Genomic DNA, 16,681 nt, shown 5'->3' with positions numbered 1-16,681 from the left:
CCGGCGGGGCGTCCGGGAGACTCCCCTCATGGTACGACGGCCATCGTAGTTTGACATCTTCCGTACTACGACAGCTATCGTACAAGGGTCCGTAGTCGGCACCGCACCGAATGGAGTCCGCCGTGAGTGCGCTCTTCGAACCTTTCACGCTGCGCGATGTGACAGTCCCGAACCGCCTCTGGATGCCTCCGATGTGCCAGTACTCGGCGGCGCCCGAAGGGCCGGCCATGGGCGCGCCGACCGACTGGCACTTCGCGCACTACGCGGCGCGCGCGACCGGCGGCACGGGGCTGATCGTCGTCGAGGCGACCGCCGTGTCCCCCGAAGGGCGCATCACCCCGTACGACCTCGGCCTGTGGAACGACACCCAGGTCGAGGTGTTCCGGCGGATCACGGGCTTCCTCAAGGAGCAGGGCACGACTCCGGGGGTCCAGCTCGGGCACGCCGGCCGAAAGGCGTCGACGGACCGGCCATGGAAGGGCGGCGCGCCGGTCGGCCCCGACGCGCACGGCTGGCAGCCGCTCGCGCCGAGCGCGGTGCCGTTCGACGCACGCCACCCGGTGCCGACCGAGCTGACCGTGACCGGGATCCAGGAGATCGTGGGGCGGTTCGCGGACGCGGCCCGCCGCGCCCTGGCCGCCGGCTTCGAGGTCCTGGAGATCCACGGCGCGCACGGCTACCTCATCAACGAGTTCCTCTCCCCCCACTCCAACCACCGCTCGGACGCCTACGGCGGCTCGTACGAGAACCGCGCCCGCTTCGCGCTCGAGGTCGTCGACGCGGTGCGGGAGGTCTGGCCGCAGGACAAGCCGCTGTTCTTCCGCATCTCGGCCACCGACTGGCTGGACGAGGGCGGCTGGACGGCCGACGACACGGTGCGTTTCGCGGCCGACCTCAAGACACACGGCGTGGACCTCCTCGACGTCTCGACCGGCGGCAACGCGGCGGGCGTCCACATCCCGACGGGCCCCGGCTACCAGGTGCCCTTCGCCGCCCGGGTGAAGGCGGAGACGTCCCTTCCGGTGGCCGCGGTCGGACTCATCACCGACCCCGAGCAGGCCGAGAAGATCCTGGTCAACGGGGAGGCGGACGCCGTGCTGCTGGGCCGCGAACTGCTCCGCAATCCCTCCTTCGCCCGACTCGCGGCCCGCGAACTGGGCGGCGAGGTTCGGATTCCGGACCAGTACCACCGTTCCGTCTGACCTGTCCTCGCCCACCCGCGCGGACGTCTAGCGCACTGGGGACACGCCCGGCGGGGTGTCCCCCGGCGTCGGCACATCGACGACGGTCAGGTCGCCTGCGGCCGGCCACCGGTCAGCCCGTCATCCGGCCCCACAGCGGCCCGAACCGCGCCCAGGCCTCGTCCCACTGCGCCATGCGCCGGCGTTCCAGGCGTTCGCGCAGGAGGCGTCCGCCCACGAACGGGACCGCGGCCGCGCCGGCCCCCACCAGCACCCCGACCATGGCCGCGCGGACCTGCGCCTGGGACTCGGTGGCGGGCTGTGTCACCAGGGAGCCCTCACGGTCCGTCCACACGGTGACGGCCGTGCCCGTGGGGCTGCCGGCGGCCACCCGGGCCTGCCCGGCGTGCGAGGAACCGTCTTCACCCGTCCATCGCACCTTCGCCCACACCCGCTGCGCCCCGGCGGCGCCCGCCTTCGGGGCGTCCTGGGTGACCAGGGCCACGACCGGGTGCCACTGCGCCCGCTCCTCGGCCAGCCCTCGCTCCACCGAGTGCGTCGCCGCCCATCCCGTCAGCACTCCCCCGACCACGGTCACGGCCCAGACCGCCAGCACCACCCAGGCCTCCAGCGCATCGCTGCGGCGCCGCAGCGGATTGCGCCGCCACCGCCACAGCCACACCCTGCGACCGTGGAACGTCATCGACGACAGCCACCTCATCGACGGCATCCTCCTCACGCATGCACGGACACCCCCCGACCGCCCTCCCATACGCGAGCGGACCCACCACTGCTCACCCGACGTCCGCCGGCCCTTGGTCCGAGGTCCCCGCGCGAAGCCGCCAAGGCTCGCCTCTCGCCCGGCGCCTTCGTCTCCGGTCTTCGGAAACACGGCTCTGACCTGCGGTGACCCCGTCCACGAGGGTGACTGTCAGTGCCGGGGTGCACACTGGCCCATGTCTGGAACAACGGCGTTTCGGAGGTGGTCGGCATGGCCGACGTACTGCTCACCGTGGGCACACGTAAAGGACTGTTCATCGCACGGCGACGAGGCGGCGCCTGGGAGTTCGACGAAAGCCCGTACTTCAACGCCCAGGCCGTCTACTCGGTGGCCATCGACACCCGGGGCGCCACCCCGCGTCTGCTGGCCGGAGGGGACAGCTCGCACTGGGGTCCCTCGGTGTTCCACTCCGACGACCTGGGCCGCACCTGGACCGAGCCCGCGCGACCCGCCGTCAAGTTCCCCAAGGGCACCGGCGCTTCGCTGGAGCGCGTCTGGCAGCTGCACCCGGCCGCGGCGGAGCCGGACGTGGTGTACGCGGGCACGGAACCGGCCGCGCTGTACCGCTCGGAGGACCGCGGCGAGACCTTCGAGCTGGTGCGCCCCCTGTGGGAGCATCCGACGCGCGACAAGTGGGTGCCGGGCGGGGGCGGCGAGGGCCTGCACACCGTGGTCACCGACAGACGGGACCCGAAGGCCGTGACGGTCGCCGTGTCGACGGCCGGCGTCTTCCGCACCCGGGACGGCGGCGCGAGCTGGGAGCCGTCCAACTCCGGGGTCTCCGCGGTGTTCCTGCCCGACCCGAACCCCGAGTTCGGCCAGTGCGTGCACAAGATCGCACAGGACGCGGCGGCTTTGGACCGGCTCTATCTGCAGAACCACTGGGGGGTGTACAGAAGCGACGACGCGGGCGCCCACTGGACGGACATCGGCGAGGGCCTGCCGTCGACGTTCGGGTTCGCCGTGGCCGCCCATCCGCACCGCGGGGACACGGCGTACGTCTTCCCGATCAACGCGGACGCGGACCGCGTCCCGGCCGGTCGCCGATGCCGCGCGTTCCGGACGGCGGACGCGGGCAAGAGCTGGGAGCCGCTCACCGCGGGCCTGCCGACCGAGGACCATTACGGCACGGTCCTGCGGGACGCCCTGTGCACGGACGACGCGGACCCGGCGGGCGTCTACTTCGGCAACCGCAACGGCGAGGTCTACGCGTCGGCGGACGACGGTGACAGTTGGCAGCAGCTCGCCTCCCATCTTCCGGACGTGCTGTGCGTACGGGCGGCGGTGATCGCCTGATCCGACATCAATCCGCCGGTTGACGCCCCTGTTCACCTGCCGCGCGATCATTCCCGGTCATCCACGGGCCACCGGTTGATCGCCAGTGCGCGCGCGGCAGTAGGGTGACGCCCGTGGCAGCACGACCGTTGCATGAAATCGTCGAAGCAGGCTGGGCGAAGGCCCTGGAGCCGGTGGCCGAACGGATCGCCGCGATGGGAGACTTCCTGCGCGCGGAGATCGCCGCGGGACGCACCTACCTCCCGGCGGGACCGAACGTCCTGCGGGCCTTCCAGCAGCCCTTCGACGAGGTCCGCGTCCTGATCGTCGGCCAGGACCCCTATCCCACACCGGGCCACGCTGTCGGGTTGTCGTTCTCGGTCGCTCCGGAGGTACGGCCGCTGCCGGGCAGCCTGATCAACGTCTTCCGGGAGCTGACCGCCGACCTGGGCCTGCCCCAGCCGTCCAACGGCGACCTCACCCCGTGGACCAGGCAGGGCGTGCTGTTGCTCAACAGGGCGCTCACCACGGCGCCGCGCCGTCCCGCAGCCCACCGTGGCAAGGGCTGGGAGGAGGTCACCGAGCAGGCGATCCGGGCGCTGGCCGGGCGCGGCAAGCCGCTGGTGTCCGTCCTGTGGGGCCGCGACGCGCGCAATCTGCGCCCGCTGCTCGGCGATCTCCCGGCGATCGAGTCCGCACATCCGTCGCCGATGTCGGCGGACCGGGGTTTCTTCGGCTCACGGCCGTTCAGCCGGGCCAACGACCTGCTGATCCGGCAGGGCGGGCAGCCGGTGGACTGGCGTCTGCCGTGACACCCTCCGGGCCGGGGCCCGTTCCGCCGGCGGGCGCACCCGGCGCGTTGCCAGAGGCCGTGCTCGCAGTGGACTCCGGGGGCTCCGGCCTTCGGGTCACCCTCGCCCCGCGGGGCGGCCCGGCCTCGGCGGCGACGGTCCCACGCACGTCCCGGGAGCCGGTGCGCACCGGTGCCCGGGGGATCGATGCCGGGCATCTGCTCGAACAACTCCTGCCGATCACACGGCGATTACTGGCGGACGCCGGCGGTGCCGAACTGCGGGCGGTCGCGGTCGGGACGGCAGGTCTGGCCACGCTGGGCGACGACCTGCGCGCCCGGCTTCCCGGCGCGCTGGCCCGTGAGCTCGGTGCACGCAGGGTGGCGCTGGTCGCCGACGCCGTCACCGCCTACGTGGGCGCGCTCGGCGCACGCCCCGGCGCAGTGGTGGCGGCCGGCACCGGCCTGATCGCGCTCGGCACGGATCTGACGAGCTGGCACCGGGCGGACGGCTGGGGTCATCTGCTGGGCGACTGCGGCGGCGGCGCGTGGATCGGGCGGGCCGGGCTGGAGGCTGCGCTGCGCGCGCATGACGGGCGGCCCGGCGGTTCGGAGCGTCTGCTGGCGCGGGCCGAGGCGATGTTCGGCCCGGTCACCGGCCTGCCCGGCAAGGTGTACCCGCGCCCCGACCGGGCGGCTGTGCTGGCCTCGTTCGCTCCCGAAGTGGCCGCCTGCGCCGCGGACGACCCGGTCGCCGACGGCATCCTGGGCGCGGCCGCCCGGCACATGGCCGAATCCGCGGCCACCGTGTGCCCCGCCTCGGGCGAGCCCCGCGTCGCCCTCACCGGGGGCCTGTTCCGAATGGGCGAGCCCCTTCTCGTACCGCTGCGGCGCGAGTTGGCACGCCAGGTGCCGCAGGCGCGCCTGGTCCCCGCGGAGGGCGACCCCCTGTACGGCGCCGTGCGCATCGCGCTCGCAGTTGCGAACGATTCACTCACACTCCCCGACGACGAACGCCTGTTACATGTCGTGACCGAAAAGAGCGAGTGATTCCCCTTGCCGGGAGAGGGAAGTTACGTCCTGGTACTTGCCGGGAAAGTCACACCGTACCGATCACTTCTCATCGGCACGTAACTCATCAGACAAAACCGGACGGATACCGCTCACCTGCACCCTCCCCGAACAGAGGAGCCCACAAAGCCAGTAGCATGCGGCGCCATGAGCTCCCCCACTGGGCCCGCATCCGGCCTGCCTGTACGAATGCCGCGACCCCGCCAGCCCGGGCGGCACCGCCGCCCGGAACCCGTGGTGGCTCCCGAGGGCGCGCCCGCGCTCGTCCTCGCGGTGCCGGGCACGCCCAGCGCCGCCACGCGCAGCCTCGTCGAGGAGGTCGTGAGCATCGCGCGCTCCGAGCTGCCCGGCCTGGACGCGCGCATCGGCTACCTGGACGGGGACGACTCGGAGTTCCCCGCGCTGAAGTCCGTGCTCACGCACACCGCCGAGGAGCGCACCGCGCGCTACGAGCAGGCGGTCGCCGCCGGCCTGGAGGTCAAGGAGCCCGACGGCCCCGTCGCCGTGGTGGTGCCGCTGCTGGCCGGGCCGGACAGCGCGCTGCTGCGCCGGGTCCGCCAGGCCGTCATGGACAGCCGGGTCGCGGCCGACCTGACCGATGCCCTCGGCCCGCACCCGCTGCTCGCCGAGGCGCTGCACGTGCGCCTGTCCGAGGCCGGTCTGGCCCGTGCCGACCGTGCCCGCCTGTTCACGGTCGCAACGGCCGCGGACGGCATCATCCTGGCCTCCGTCGGCGGCGACGAGGCCGTGCAGGCGGCCGGGATCACGGGCATGCTGCTGGCCGCGCGGCTCGCCGTCCCCGTGATGGCGGCGGCGCTGGACCAGGAAGGTTCGATCACGTCCGTGGCCGAGCAGCTGCGGTCCTCGGGCTCGCAGCAGCTGGCGCTCGCACCGTACCTGATCGGTCCGGAGCTCGAGCCGGGGCTGCTGGAGGCGGCCGCCGAGGAAGCGGGCTGCCCCGCCGCCGAGGCGCTCGGCCCGTACCCGGCGATCGGCAAGCTCGCGCTCGCCAAGTACACGACTGCGCTGGGCATCGCCCCGCAGCAGCCGCAGGGGACGCCGGTGCGCTGACCCGCCGGGCAGCCGTACGACCAAGGGCCCGCTCCTGAAGGAACGGGCCCTTGGTCGTGTCACGGGCAAGGCTGCCGCCGACCCCGCTGCGGGACGGCCGCCGTCAGACCCGGACCGGGGACGAACCGTGCAGCGGAACGGCCAGGGCGATCAGTGCCCGTTCCAGTCCGTGGAGGTGGCTGAGGGCCTGCTCGGCGCCGGGGTGGTGGCCCGGGACGCCCGCGGGAGACGTCAGGGCGCGTTCGGGGACCGCTCCGAGCAGCGCCTCCACCGCGGTCTCGACGCGCCGGCACGCATCCGTGAAACGGGCGTCGTGCGAGGCGTCCGGGTCGGCGGCGACGGCGACGAGGCCGCGCGTTTGACGGGCGCACTCGTCGAGCAGCTCCAGCACCTGGCGAGCCCGGGCCTTGCGCGCCCGCAGTGGGTTCAGCGGATGCACCAACGGCGCGAGCGCCTGGCGGACGCGCCCCAGCAGCGCCTCCAGCTCCGCCGCGCGCGGCGCGGGGTCCGCCTCCGGGTCGCCCGCGAGCCTCCGTGCCGCCGCGGCGGTGCAGGCGTGCACCGCGTGCACGGCCCGGCGCACCCACTGGTCGGTGACCGTGTGCGTGGTGATCGGCAGTACGAGCGCGACGGCGAGGCCCGCCCCCAGGGCCCCGGCACCCGTCTCCGCCAGGCGCAGAGCGAGCAGCCCCGGGTGCAGCACGCCGAGGAGGCCGTACAGCAGGCCCGCCATCACCGTGACGAAGAACATCATCCAGCTGTAGGACGGGGCCGCCGTGTAGAAGATGCCGAACACGCAGACGGCGACGAGCACGGCGGTGGGCACCGGGGCGCCGTGCAGCGGCACCGCGACCAGCAGTCCGGCGAGGATGCCGGTGACCGTACCGACGACCCGTCGGAAGCCGCGCACCAGCGTCTCGCCGCGCGAGGCGGTGTTCACGAAGATCCACCATGCGGTGCCGACGGCCCAGTACCAGCGCTCGTGGGACAACACCTGGCCCGCTGCGATGGCGAAGGCGCAAGCGGCGGTCGCCTGGAAGGCCTGGCGGGTGGCGGGCCTGGCGAGGCCACGGCCACCGAGCGGTGCCGGCGCGGCGGGCAGAGGCGAACGGCGTTCGACGCACCACACCCCGAAGCGCACCGCCGAGGCGGTGGCGAGCGAGAGCGCCACGGCCGCGTACAGCTCCGGCAGCTGTCCCGGGACGGCGTGCAGGAACTGTGCGACGAAGAAGGTCATGAAGGCGAAGATGCCGAGCGCGTGCCCGCGCGGTCCCCAGCGACGGGCGTACACACCGGTGAAGACGACCGCGAGCCAGACCGCGTCCCGCACCGTCGGCACACCGTGCAGGGCGGTCGCGACCGTGAGGACGGGAAGGCCGACGGCGGGCAGCAGCGCGGTGGTGACCGCCTGGCCGCGCACGGTCGGGTCGGCGACCGTGAACAGCGCCAGCAGCGCGGCGAGCCCGCCGGTGACCGAGGCCGGCAGCGGCAGCCCGGCCGCCTCGCACGCGGTCACGGCGAGGCCGATGCCGAGCACCGCGCGCAGCGACGCGCGCAGCCGGAACAGCCCGGGATCCGGAGCCGTGAACATCTTCTTCAACTTCTTCAGCGCCGGGTGAGTCACCGTCGTCCGTCCGCCCCCACTTCTCATGCCATCGCGACGCAAAGGACATGGGAATGGCGCCGCGGGCACGGATTCCGGCCTCGTCACCGGTCCTGCGCTGCGCGGCGCCATTGATACCCCTAAGAAAAGCATCAGAGCCGCAGTGGCTCAACCGGCGCACTCGTCACTGGGCCATTGGTACAGTCGAGCAGGATCCATTCATACCACCGGGAGGCCAACGGACCATGGCCGTGGACGGACTCGACACCCGCATCCTGCGGCTGCTGCTCGAACAGCCGCGCACCAGCGTGCGCGAGTACGCGCGCATCCTGGGCATTGCCCGGGGCACCCTGCAGGCCCGCCTCGACCGTCTGGAACGCGACGGAGTGATCACCGGCACGGGGCCGTCCCTCTCCCCCGCCGCGCTCGGGCACCCCGTGCTGGCGTTCGTGCACATCGAGGTCACGCAGGGGCATCTGGACGAGGTGGGCGACGCGCTCGCGGGTGTGCCGGAGATCGTGGAGGCGTTCTCCATCACCGGTGGCGGCGACCTGCTGACCCGGGTGGTCGCACGCGACAACGCACACCTGGAGGACGTCATCCAGAAGCTCATCAGCCTGCCCGGGGTGGTCCGCACCCGGACGGAGGTGGCACTGCGCGAACGCGTACCGCACCGCCTGCTGCCGTTGGTGGAGTCGATCGGCCGCGCGGCGGCGAACTGACCCGGGGCCGGCGTACTTCGCGCCTGGCTGCCGGGCGCGGCGTCCTCGTAGCGCCACCGCCTTGCGATCGCCACCGGGGACCCGGACTTCGCCGCGGAGAAGACCCGCGAGAAAGACGAACCCGCCCCCGCATCCCAGGACCACGGACACGATCCGTGTCACCGGACGCGGTGCGAAAGCGGGCGACCAGAACATCCAACATCGTTCGGGATGCCCACAGCGATCAGGTACGGGTCCAAGACTCGCTCCTGCTCACTGATCAGGAACGGTTCGTCGGCATGTGGTGAGCGGGGTGGCGGCGGGTCCGGAGGGCTCCCGCGGCGAGGCTCCGAGCCGTCGGCCGAAGGCCCTGGTCACGGTCCTTCCGCGCCGGGTCCTGTCGTTTCCCGCGCAGTGTCCGGCCGCGGTCACGACCGCCGACGGGGCTTGCCGCGCCGTGCGGCCTTGGGGCCGCCGGAACCGCCGCGGGGACTACGGCCCGTCGACTTCCCCGGGGCGGGCTTGCGCCGGGTCCCTGCCGCGTCGCTGCGCTGACGCTTGGCTTCGGCGGGGGGCTGAGCGGGGGTGCGGCCCCGGGTGCTGTTGACCGTCCGTCCGCGCACGATCCCGATGAAGTCCTCCACCAGGTCGGTGGTCGCGTCCTCGGGCCAGGACAGGGCGACGCTCGACTGGGGCGCGTCCACGACCGGGCGGTAGGTGAGGTCGCGGCGGTGGTACAGCCGCGCCAGCGACTGGGGCACGACGAGCAGGCCCACGCCCGCCGCCACGAGTTCGATGGCGTCCTCGGTGGTGGCAGGGCGCTCGAAGGCGGGTTCGCCCGGCGGTCGCTCCCACCCCAGGACATCGTCGAGGGGGTGGAAGACGACCTCGTCGGCGAGGTCGTCGCAGGACACCTCGTCGACGGCTGCCACCACGTGGTCCTTGGGGACGACGACCACCGTGGTCTCGGTGTAGAGGGGGATCGCGCTGAACACCGTGCGATCCACCGGCAGCCGTACGAGCCCCGCGTCCGCCTCGCCGCCGCGCAGCACCTCGGGCGCTTCGGCCGCCGGCGCCTGAAGAAGGGTGAGGGGTACATCGGGCAGGCGCTCGTTCCATATCCGCACCCATTTGGCGGGCGTCGCCCCGGGGACGTACACGAGCCGGAAAGAGGGGGATGCATCCGTGCCTGTCACCCCGCCAGGTTACCGGGCGTGGTCAAAGGGCCCGAATCCGGCCGATAGTCTGGACAGCATGAAGTCGCAGCAGACCACCCAGACGATGAAGCCCGCCACCGCGGCGAAGAAGCTGGGTGTGTACCTCCCCGCCACCCCCGCCGAGTTCCAGGAGGGTGCCGTCTCCCGGGCCGAGCTGAACGAGCTCCAGGCCAACCCGCCCGAGTGGCTGCGGGAGCTGCGACGCAACGGCCCGCACCCGCGCCCGGTGGTCGCCGCGAAGCTGGGCGTCTCCATCGCCGGCCTCGCACGCGGCGGAATCACCGAGGCGCTCACCACGGAGCAGATCGAGGCGCTGAAGAAGGACCGTCCCGAGTGGCTGGAGAAGGAGCGCGCCACCCAGGCCGAGGTCCGCAAGGAAGCCGCGCGCCTCAAGAAGCGGGACGCCGAGCGTGTCGAACAGGCCGGTCCTCCGCGTACCTGACGTCCGCCGGGCACCGCGACGGCCGTACGCGCGGCAGCGGGGCCGGGCTGATGCCCGGCCCCGGATCCCCCCGCCCGCGGTGTCCTAGACGTTGGGCTCCGCCGCGCTGATGTCGCCGAGCGCCGACTCCGGCTGGCGCTCCACGGCCAGGTCGCCGAGGGAGACGATCCCCACCGGCTCTCCGCCCTCGACGACGGGGATACGGCGGATGTGGTGCTCGCGCATCACCTGCACCGCCCGGTCCAGGTCCTCGTCGGGGGTCAGGGTGACCAGCTCCTCACTGCACGCGCGAGCCACCGTCGTCTCCTGCGGGTCGGCTCCCTCCGCGAGCGCGCGCACCACGAGGTCGCGGTCGGTGACCAGGCCACGCAGATGGTCCTCCTCGGTCACGAGGACGGCTCCGATGTCCCGATCGCGCATGATCTGCGCCACCGCCGCCAGCGAGGTCTGCGGTTCGACCTTGACGGGTTCGGCGGTCATGATGTCGCGTACGTGCTGGGCCATGGCTTGTCCCTTCTCCACAGGTCTCCCGGGTCTCCCCGGGGGTCCCCCGGAGCGACGGTTCCGGTCCCCGCCGCTCAGGCGCCGAGTACCCGATGGGCGCGGTCCTGCACGGCTGCGGCACGGTCTCCCGCGCCGCGGCGGTCCGCCGGGACGGGCCGGCTCCGGTCAGGTGGCACCGGAGCCCCCGCTGCCGAAGGAGCCACTGGAGCCGGAGTTCCAGCGCGGGCGCTTCTGCTCCCCACTGCGCCGGGTGCCGGAGGCGTGGACCTCGTGCGGGGTGAGACGCTCGCTCTCGTCCTGCGCACGCGGAACCTCGTTCGGCTCCCTGACCTCCCGGGACTCCATGACGGGTCCGGAGGTCGGCCGGGTCGGCTGGTCGGAGGGGCGTGGCGGCGACGGTTCCCGGCGTCGCACCCTGATGCCGAGCCGGACGGCCCACACCAGGGCTCCCGCGATGAGGAGACCGCCGACGAAGGCGCCGAGCACGCCCCAGGCGGCATCGGAAGCGGCCAATTGAAGAGAGATCGTCAGCATTTTTTCCGGGTACCCCTCTGCCGGAAACAAACCCTTCGGTGGCGGGCGCCCGCGACGGGGCGGAGCCGGGTCGGCGGGCCGGCTCCGATCGCGGAGCCGCACGGTGGCCCTTTCCTCCTCCCGGCCGGTTTTCCCCGGCCGAGCCGGGGCACCCGCGATGCGCCCGCGTGCCGCCCGGCTCGTGCGCCGGGTGCGACAGCGCGGGCGACGGCGCGTGGAGGAGGACGATGACAGAACTGTCGGAATACACCGCGACCCTCCGGCGCAAGGCCACCGCCCCCTCCCCTCTCGGTCGCACGGTGCTGAACTGGATCACGACGACCGACCACAAGGTGATCGGTCGTCTGTACATGGTCACGGCGTTCTGCTTCTTCCTCTTCGCCGGTGTGCTGGCGATGGCGATGCGGGCCGAGCTGGCCCGTCCGGGCCTGCAGTTCATGTCCGAGGACTTCTACAACCAGCTCTTCACGGTGCACGGCACGGTGATGATGCTGCTCTTCGCGACCCCCATGTTCGCCGGGTTCGCCAACGCGGTGATGCCGCTGCAGATCGGTGCGCCGGACGTGGCGTTCCCGCGCCTGAACGCCCTGTCGTACTGGATGTACCTGTTCGGCGGCCTGATGGTGGTGTCCGGGTTTCTGACGCCCTCCGGGGCCGCCTCGTTCGGCTGGTTCGCCTACGCCCCGCTGAACAGCGCCTACCGCACGCCCGGCGCCGGCGGCGATCTGTGGACGATGGGCCTGGTGGTGACGGGTGTGTCGACGACACTGGGCGCGGTCAACTTCATCGCCACGATCATGTGCCTGCGGGCCCCGGGCATGACCATGTTCCGGATGCCGATCTTCACCTGGAACGTCCTGTTCACCTCCATCCTGGTGCTGCCCGCGTTCCCCGTGTTCACGGCCGCGCTGCTGGCACTGGAGGCCGACCGGAAGTTCGGGGCACACGTCTTCGACGCGACGAACGGCGGCGCCGTCCTGTGGCAGCACCTGTTCTGGTTCTTCGGGCACCCGGAGGTGTACATCGTCGCGTTGCCGTTCTTCGGGGTGATCTCGGAGATCCTCCCGGTGTTCTCGCGCAAGCCGCTGTTCGGCTATCTGCCGATGATCGGTGCGACGACCGCGATCACCATGCTGTCCGCGGTGGTATGGGCGCACCACATGTTCACCACGGGTGCCGTGCTGCTGCCGTTCTTCTCCCTGATGTCGTTCCTGATCGCGGTCCCGACGGGGATCAAGTTCTTCGCGTGGATCGGCACGATGCACCGCGGGTCGCTGTCGTTCGAGACACCGATGCTGTGGTCGCTCGGCTTCCTGGTGACGTTCCTGCTGGGCGGGCTGAGCGGTGTGCTCCTCGCGTCGCCGCCGATCGACTTCCACGTCACCGACTCGTACTTCGTCGTGGCGCATCTGCACTACGTCCTCTTCGGCACCGTGGTCTTCGCGATGTTCGCGGGCTTCTACTTCTGGTGGCCGAAGTTCACCGGGAAGATGCTGGACGAGCGGCTTGGCAAACTGCACTTCTGGCTGCTGTTCCCCGCCTTCCAGCTCACCTTCCTGGTACAGCACTGGCTGGGCACGGAGGGCATGCCCCGCCGCTACGCCGACTACCTGCCGGCCGACGGCTTCACCCTGCTGAACACACTCTCGTCCGCGGGCGCGTTCCTGCTGGGCGTCTCCACGCTGCCCTTCCTGTACAACGTCTGGCACACCGCGCGGTACGGCCAACGGGTCACGGAAGACGACCCCTGGGGCTACGGCCGCTCGCTGGAGTGGGCGACGTCCTGCCCGCCGCCGCGCCACAACTTCGTGGCCCTGCCCCGGGTGCGGTCCGACTCGCCCGCCTTCGAACTGCACCATCCCCAGGTCCTGCGGCAGTCCCTCGAGGAGGGAGCGCGATGAAGACCGAGGCCATGCTGTTCGGCGGCGTCGCCGTGTTCTTCGCGGGCTCCGCCGTCCTCTACGGTGCCTGGTCGAGGGATCCGGCGGGTACGGCGTGCCTGGTCATCGCCTTCGGGACGGCGGCCCTGGTCGCCTTCTTCTGCGCCGTGCAGTACCGGCGCAAGGGGCGCCGCCCGCAGGACCGCAAGGACGCCGAGGTGATGGACGCGGCCGGTCCGCTGGAGTTCTTCCCGGCCCACAGCCCGTGGCCCGTGGTCACGGCGCTCGGCTTCGCCCTCGCCGCGACCGGTGTGGTCTTCGGGCTGTGGCTGTTCCTCATCGGCCTCGGGGTGCTGGCTCGGGGTGTTCTCGGGATGGTGTTCCAGTACGCGGCTCGAGGGAGCTGAGCGGCTTCCTCGGCGCTCCCGGCCGGAAGTCGGTCACCGGCTCGTGGCCGCTCTCGTAGCCGCCCTCCACCGTCTGCCGCACCTCCCCGGTCTCCTCGCCCTCGGCCAGGCGCTTGTGCTCCGCCTCCAGCAGGGCGTGGCACAGCCGGCGGGTGAGCAGGAAGGCGACCGCGGGCGCCGCCACGAGGGCGATGCGCAGGGTCCACGTCAGCGAGTTCAGCGAGATCTGAAAGGTGTCGGCCACGATGTCGTTGCCGCCGGCCAGCAGCAGGACGCCGTAGAAGGTGATCCCGGCGACGCCGAGCCCGGTGCGCACCGGGCGTTCCCGCGGCCGGTCGCACAGGTGCTGTTCCCGGTGCCGCTCCCCCGTCAGCCGCTGTTCGAGGAACGGGTAGGCGTACAGGACGGCGAACAGCAGCAGCGGCAGGACGACCCCCGGCAGGAGCACGTTCCACATGATCGTGTGACCGGCGACGGTGGTTTCCCAACGCGGCATCAGCCGCAGCGATCCCTCCAGGAAGCCGACGTACCAGTCGGGCTGCGAGCCGGTCGACGCCTGGTCCGGCCGATAGGGGCCGTACGTCCACACCGGGTTGATCTGCGCGACCGCGCCGAGCAGCGCGATCACGCCGGAGACCATGAGGGACAGGCCGATGGAGGACGCGGCGAACTGCGGGAACAGCGGCTTGCCGATGACGTTCCGGTTGGTCGCGCGCGGGCCGCGCCACTGGGTGTGCTTCAGGTGGAAGACCAGGATGAGGTGCACGGTGACCAGGGCGAGCAGTGCTCCGGGCAGCAGCAGGACGTGCACAGGGTACAGGCGGGACACGATGTCCTCGCCGGGGTACTGGGACCCGAACACGAACATGCTGACATAGGTCCCCACGACCGGCAGGGACAGCATGATGCCCTGGGCGATGCGCAGCCCCGTGCCGGAGAGCAGGTCGTCGGGGAGCGAGTAGCCCGCGAAGCCCTCGGCCAGGGCGATCAGGAACAGCGTGACACCGATGATCCAGTTGATCTCCCGGGGCCTGCGGAAGGCGCCGGTGAAGAAGATCCGCAGCAGATGCAGCCCGATCGTGGAGACGAACACCAACGCGGCCCAGTGGTGCATCTGCCGGATGAGCAGGCCACCGCGCACCTCGAAGCTGATGTGCAGGGTCGAGTCGAACGCCTCCGACACCAGCGTGCCGCGCAGCGGCACATAAGGCCCGTGGTAGACGACCTCGTGCATCGCCGGCTTGAAGAAGAGCGTGAGCCACACGCCGGTCACGATCAGCACGAGCAGGCTGTAGAGCGCGATCTCGCCGAGGAGGAACGACCAGTGCTCGGGGAAGGCCTTGCGCAGCAGCCGTCCGCCGCCGTCCAGCACGGGCGCCCGCCCGTCCGCCGCGTCGGCGAACCGCTCCCCGGGACGGCGGGCCTCGGATTGCGCGGACGGGGCCGGTGGCCGCTGCCCCGCCTTCACCGTGCCTCCCCCGGGTGGTCGGCGAAACCCTCACACCGGTCCCGGTCCAAGGAACTCCCCCTTCTCCCGCCTCCCACCGGCCGTTCCATGCCGTGCACGGCCCTCGGCCTGCCGACGACCGCCCCTGCCCTCATGCGGCCCGTCCTCAGGGGAAGAGCGCGATGCCGAGGACGACCAGCAGGACGATCACGACGATGATCGCCACCATGCTCCAGGACCCGCGGTACTTCGCCGGTGCCTTCTCCTTCGGCTTCCCTCCGCGGGGCCGGTCCTCCTCCAGGGTCGGCTGGGCCGGGCGGTCACGCTTGTAGAACTCTTCGTCATCTCGGTGATCGGTCATGACGACTCCTTCCCGATGTGCCCCTGTTCTTGTGTGCCCTGTTCTTGTCGCGGAGCGGGTTCCCCGTCCGCGCTCCGGGATTCCGGACGCGTCAGGCGGCCGGAGCCCCCGTGCGCAGGGCGCTGTCCCCACCGCGCCATGCCTTGAGGAGGTGGGCGCCGAGCCGGTCCTCGAGGAAGCCGGTGGCCCGGATCCCGAAGACGACGTCCGTCTCCAGATCGGGTTCGCTCTCCAGCAGCCCGCCGACCACGTCATGGCGTACGACCTGTTCGTGCACGGCGTCCGCCACCACGTGCTCGTCGTAGAAGCGGGCGGCGGCCTCCCCCGCGTCCGCCCGGCGCATGGCCTCGGCCAGGCGGCGGGAGCCGGGGGAAGAGGTGACCTCGACCGCCGCGAAATGGCCGGTCAGAGCGCCGCGCAGGCTGCGGTGCAGGCCGAGGAGGGACATGAGGTTGACCGTGGCGAGCATCTCCGCGGGCGCGGCCTCCACGTAGTAGCCGTAGGCCGTGTTGAGCCCCAGGTCCTCCATCAGGTCGGCGAAGAGGCCCGCGTGGATCTCGTCGGCCCGTCCGGCCCCGAACTCGTCGAACTCGACGGCCACCATGGCCGCCTTGGCCCTGCCGTGCAGCCGGGGGATCACCCAGGCATGCGGGTCCGCCTCCTTCAGGTGGTACAGCGACCGCAGCGCCGCGTACTCCCTGAGGTGGCGCAGTCCGCCCTCGCTCCGCAGGAAGTGGGTGACGCTCCCGCCGTCGTCGCCGACCGGTTCGACCTGGAGTTCGTCCAGGGCCTCCTGCGCCGCGGCGTCGACGGGGACGTCGGCACGCAGAGCGTCCAGGAAACGGTCCTCCAGGGCGCGCCGGAAGGTGAGCAGGGTGGGGTCCCACTCGTGGTCGTCGTCGACCCCGTCGAACCCCTGGTAGTGCAGTTCGTACAGAACGTACAACGCCAGCTGCAGGTCTTCGCCGTAGGGGTCGCTGTCCGCGAGGGACGCCAGCGACAGCGGGCTGCCCCGCTCACGCAGCGCGCTGACCGCAGCGTGCGAGAGCGGGCCCCTGGGCAGGGGCAGCGGCGGGCTGAACTGGCGTGGTTCACGTCGGCCGGTCGTCACGCGCGCGTCTCCTTTCCTTCCCGGCCCTGACCCCCAGGAGCCCCTGGCCTTCCGCACCCCGCTTGGGCCCCCTCTGGCATCTCCCTCGGTCCGGTTTGCCGGTCACCCGGCATCTCCCTCGGCCTGGTTTGCCGGTCACCCGGCATCTCCTTCGCCCCGGTTTCCCGGTCGTCCGTCGGTTTCCCGCGGCGGCGATGGCTGGTGTCGCACCACGGGTAGGTGCGGCTGCGTCGGCAGGTGCAGATCGCCACCACGAACCGCCGACTGACGACGGTGTCGCCGTCGGGGCCGGTGACCTCCACGGG

18 protein-coding genes are annotated in these 16,681 nt (G+C 72.0%); 9 read left to right on the top strand and 9 right to left on the bottom strand.

The features are described 5' to 3' along the window. Positions 1-122 precede the first annotated feature (122 nt). Complete coding sequence (locus ACZ7L1_RS17280; protein ID WP_471437986.1) at positions 123-1,202, top strand: NADH:flavin oxidoreductase/NADH oxidase; 1,080 nt, start codon at positions 123-125, stop codon at positions 1,200-1,202. 112 nt (positions 1,203-1,314) lie between these two features. Here the strand turns inward: ACZ7L1_RS17280 and ACZ7L1_RS17275 are convergent, their stop codons facing one another. After that, the gene (locus ACZ7L1_RS17275; RefSeq protein ID WP_471438185.1) at positions 1,315-1,884 is read right to left on the bottom strand and encodes an Rv1733c family protein; all 570 of its coding nucleotides are present in this window, start codon (positions 1,882-1,884) and stop codon (positions 1,315-1,317) included. Between the two features lie 288 nt (positions 1,885-2,172). Here ACZ7L1_RS17275 and ACZ7L1_RS17270 point away from each other — a divergent pair, with 288 nt between their 5' ends. The 4 genes from ACZ7L1_RS17270 to ACZ7L1_RS17255 all read left to right on the top strand — a co-directional run bounded on the left by ACZ7L1_RS17270 (position 2,173) and on the right by ACZ7L1_RS17255 (position 6,169). Beyond that, the gene (locus ACZ7L1_RS17270) at positions 2,173-3,258 is read left to right on the top strand and encodes a WD40/YVTN/BNR-like repeat-containing protein (protein ID WP_471437984.1); all 1,086 of its coding nucleotides are present in this window, start codon (positions 2,173-2,175) and stop codon (positions 3,256-3,258) included. 113 nt (positions 3,259-3,371) lie between these two features. Further along, on the top strand, positions 3,372-4,049 hold the full coding sequence (locus ACZ7L1_RS17265) for a uracil-DNA glycosylase (protein WP_471437982.1): 678 nt from the start codon (positions 3,372-3,374) through the stop codon (positions 4,047-4,049). Positions 4,050-4,108: 59 nt separating this feature from the next. Beyond that, positions 4,109-5,077: an N-acetylglucosamine kinase gene (locus ACZ7L1_RS17260; RefSeq protein ID WP_471437980.1), complete on the top strand. Its 969-nt coding sequence runs from the start codon at positions 4,109-4,111 to the stop codon at positions 5,075-5,077. A 168-nt stretch (positions 5,078-5,245) separates the two neighbouring features. After that, positions 5,246-6,169 carry a sirohydrochlorin chelatase gene (locus ACZ7L1_RS17255; RefSeq protein ID WP_471437978.1) on the top strand — a complete coding sequence of 308 codons (924 nt, stop codon included), beginning with the start codon at positions 5,246-5,248 and terminating at the stop codon, positions 6,167-6,169. A gap of 103 nt (positions 6,170-6,272) precedes the next feature. Here the strand turns inward: ACZ7L1_RS17255 and ACZ7L1_RS17250 are convergent, their stop codons facing one another. Next, complete coding sequence (locus ACZ7L1_RS17250; protein WP_471438183.1) at positions 6,273-7,760, bottom strand: FUSC family protein; 1,488 nt, start codon at positions 7,758-7,760, stop codon at positions 6,273-6,275. Positions 7,761-8,017: 257 nt separating this feature from the next. Between ACZ7L1_RS17250 and ACZ7L1_RS17245 the strand changes: the two genes are divergently transcribed. After that, on the top strand, positions 8,018-8,494 hold the full coding sequence (locus ACZ7L1_RS17245; RefSeq protein ID WP_471437976.1) for an Lrp/AsnC family transcriptional regulator: 477 nt from the start codon (positions 8,018-8,020) through the stop codon (positions 8,492-8,494). Positions 8,495-8,901: 407 nt separating this feature from the next. Here ACZ7L1_RS17245 and ACZ7L1_RS17240 read toward each other — a convergent pair whose 3' ends face one another. Then, positions 8,902-9,669, bottom strand: coding sequence for a LysR substrate-binding domain-containing protein (locus tag ACZ7L1_RS17240; protein ID WP_471437975.1), 768 nt, complete (start codon positions 9,667-9,669; stop codon positions 8,902-8,904). Between the two features lie 58 nt (positions 9,670-9,727). On the opposite strand from ACZ7L1_RS17240, the gene ACZ7L1_RS17235 reads away from it, so the two are divergent. Further along, complete coding sequence (locus ACZ7L1_RS17235) at positions 9,728-10,132, top strand: DUF5997 family protein (protein WP_471437974.1); 405 nt, start codon at positions 9,728-9,730, stop codon at positions 10,130-10,132. A gap of 84 nt (positions 10,133-10,216) precedes the next feature. On the opposite strand, the gene ACZ7L1_RS17230 is transcribed toward ACZ7L1_RS17235, so the two are convergent. Together ACZ7L1_RS17230 and ACZ7L1_RS17225 are read right to left on the bottom strand one after the other, a co-directional pair. Continuing rightward, positions 10,217-10,636 carry a CBS domain-containing protein gene (locus tag ACZ7L1_RS17230; RefSeq protein WP_471437973.1) on the bottom strand — a complete coding sequence of 140 codons (420 nt, stop codon included), beginning with the start codon at positions 10,634-10,636 and terminating at the stop codon, positions 10,217-10,219. A 165-nt stretch (positions 10,637-10,801) separates the two neighbouring features. Further along, on the bottom strand, positions 10,802-11,170 hold the full coding sequence (locus ACZ7L1_RS17225) for a DUF6479 family protein (RefSeq protein WP_471437971.1): 369 nt from the start codon (positions 11,168-11,170) through the stop codon (positions 10,802-10,804). Positions 11,171-11,397: 227 nt separating this feature from the next. On the opposite strand from ACZ7L1_RS17225, the gene ctaD reads away from it, so the two are divergent. Continuing rightward, complete coding sequence (ctaD, locus tag ACZ7L1_RS17220) at positions 11,398-13,071, top strand: aa3-type cytochrome oxidase subunit I (protein WP_471437969.1); 1,674 nt, start codon at positions 11,398-11,400, stop codon at positions 13,069-13,071. Continuing rightward, positions 13,068-13,457 carry an aa3-type cytochrome oxidase subunit IV gene (gene ctaF, locus ACZ7L1_RS17215; protein WP_471437967.1) on the top strand — a complete coding sequence of 130 codons (390 nt, stop codon included), beginning with the start codon at positions 13,068-13,070 and terminating at the stop codon, positions 13,455-13,457. Before ctaD ends, ctaF begins: the two co-directional genes overlap by 4 nt. Here ctaF and qcrB read toward each other — a convergent pair. The 4 genes from qcrB to ACZ7L1_RS17195 all read right to left on the bottom strand — a co-directional run bounded on the left by qcrB (position 13,387) and on the right by ACZ7L1_RS17195 (position 16,678). Next, positions 13,387-14,925: a cytochrome bc1 complex cytochrome b subunit gene (gene qcrB, locus ACZ7L1_RS17210; protein ID WP_471437965.1), complete on the bottom strand. Its 1,539-nt coding sequence runs from the start codon at positions 14,923-14,925 to the stop codon at positions 13,387-13,389. The two genes, ctaF and qcrB, sit on opposite strands and share 71 nt — an antisense overlap. A gap of 145 nt (positions 14,926-15,070) precedes the next feature. Continuing rightward, positions 15,071-15,265 (bottom strand): hypothetical protein, encoded by a 195-nt coding sequence (locus tag ACZ7L1_RS17205; RefSeq protein ID WP_471437964.1) that lies wholly within the window; start codon positions 15,263-15,265, stop codon positions 15,071-15,073. 91 nt (positions 15,266-15,356) lie between these two features. Continuing rightward, the gene (locus ACZ7L1_RS17200) at positions 15,357-16,376 is read right to left on the bottom strand and encodes an iron-containing redox enzyme family protein (RefSeq protein ID WP_471437962.1); all 1,020 of its coding nucleotides are present in this window, start codon (positions 16,374-16,376) and stop codon (positions 15,357-15,359) included. Beyond that, entirely contained in the window at positions 16,373-16,678 is a 306-nt protein-coding gene (locus ACZ7L1_RS17195; RefSeq protein WP_471437961.1) for a CDGSH iron-sulfur domain-containing protein, read from the bottom strand. Before ACZ7L1_RS17195 ends, ACZ7L1_RS17200 begins: the two co-directional genes overlap by 4 nt. Positions 16,679-16,681: the final 3 nt, after the last annotated feature.

This window comes from Streptomyces sp. NPDC107546 (assembly GCF_055639175.1).
This window is presented reverse-complemented; position numbering and strand designations above follow the sequence as displayed.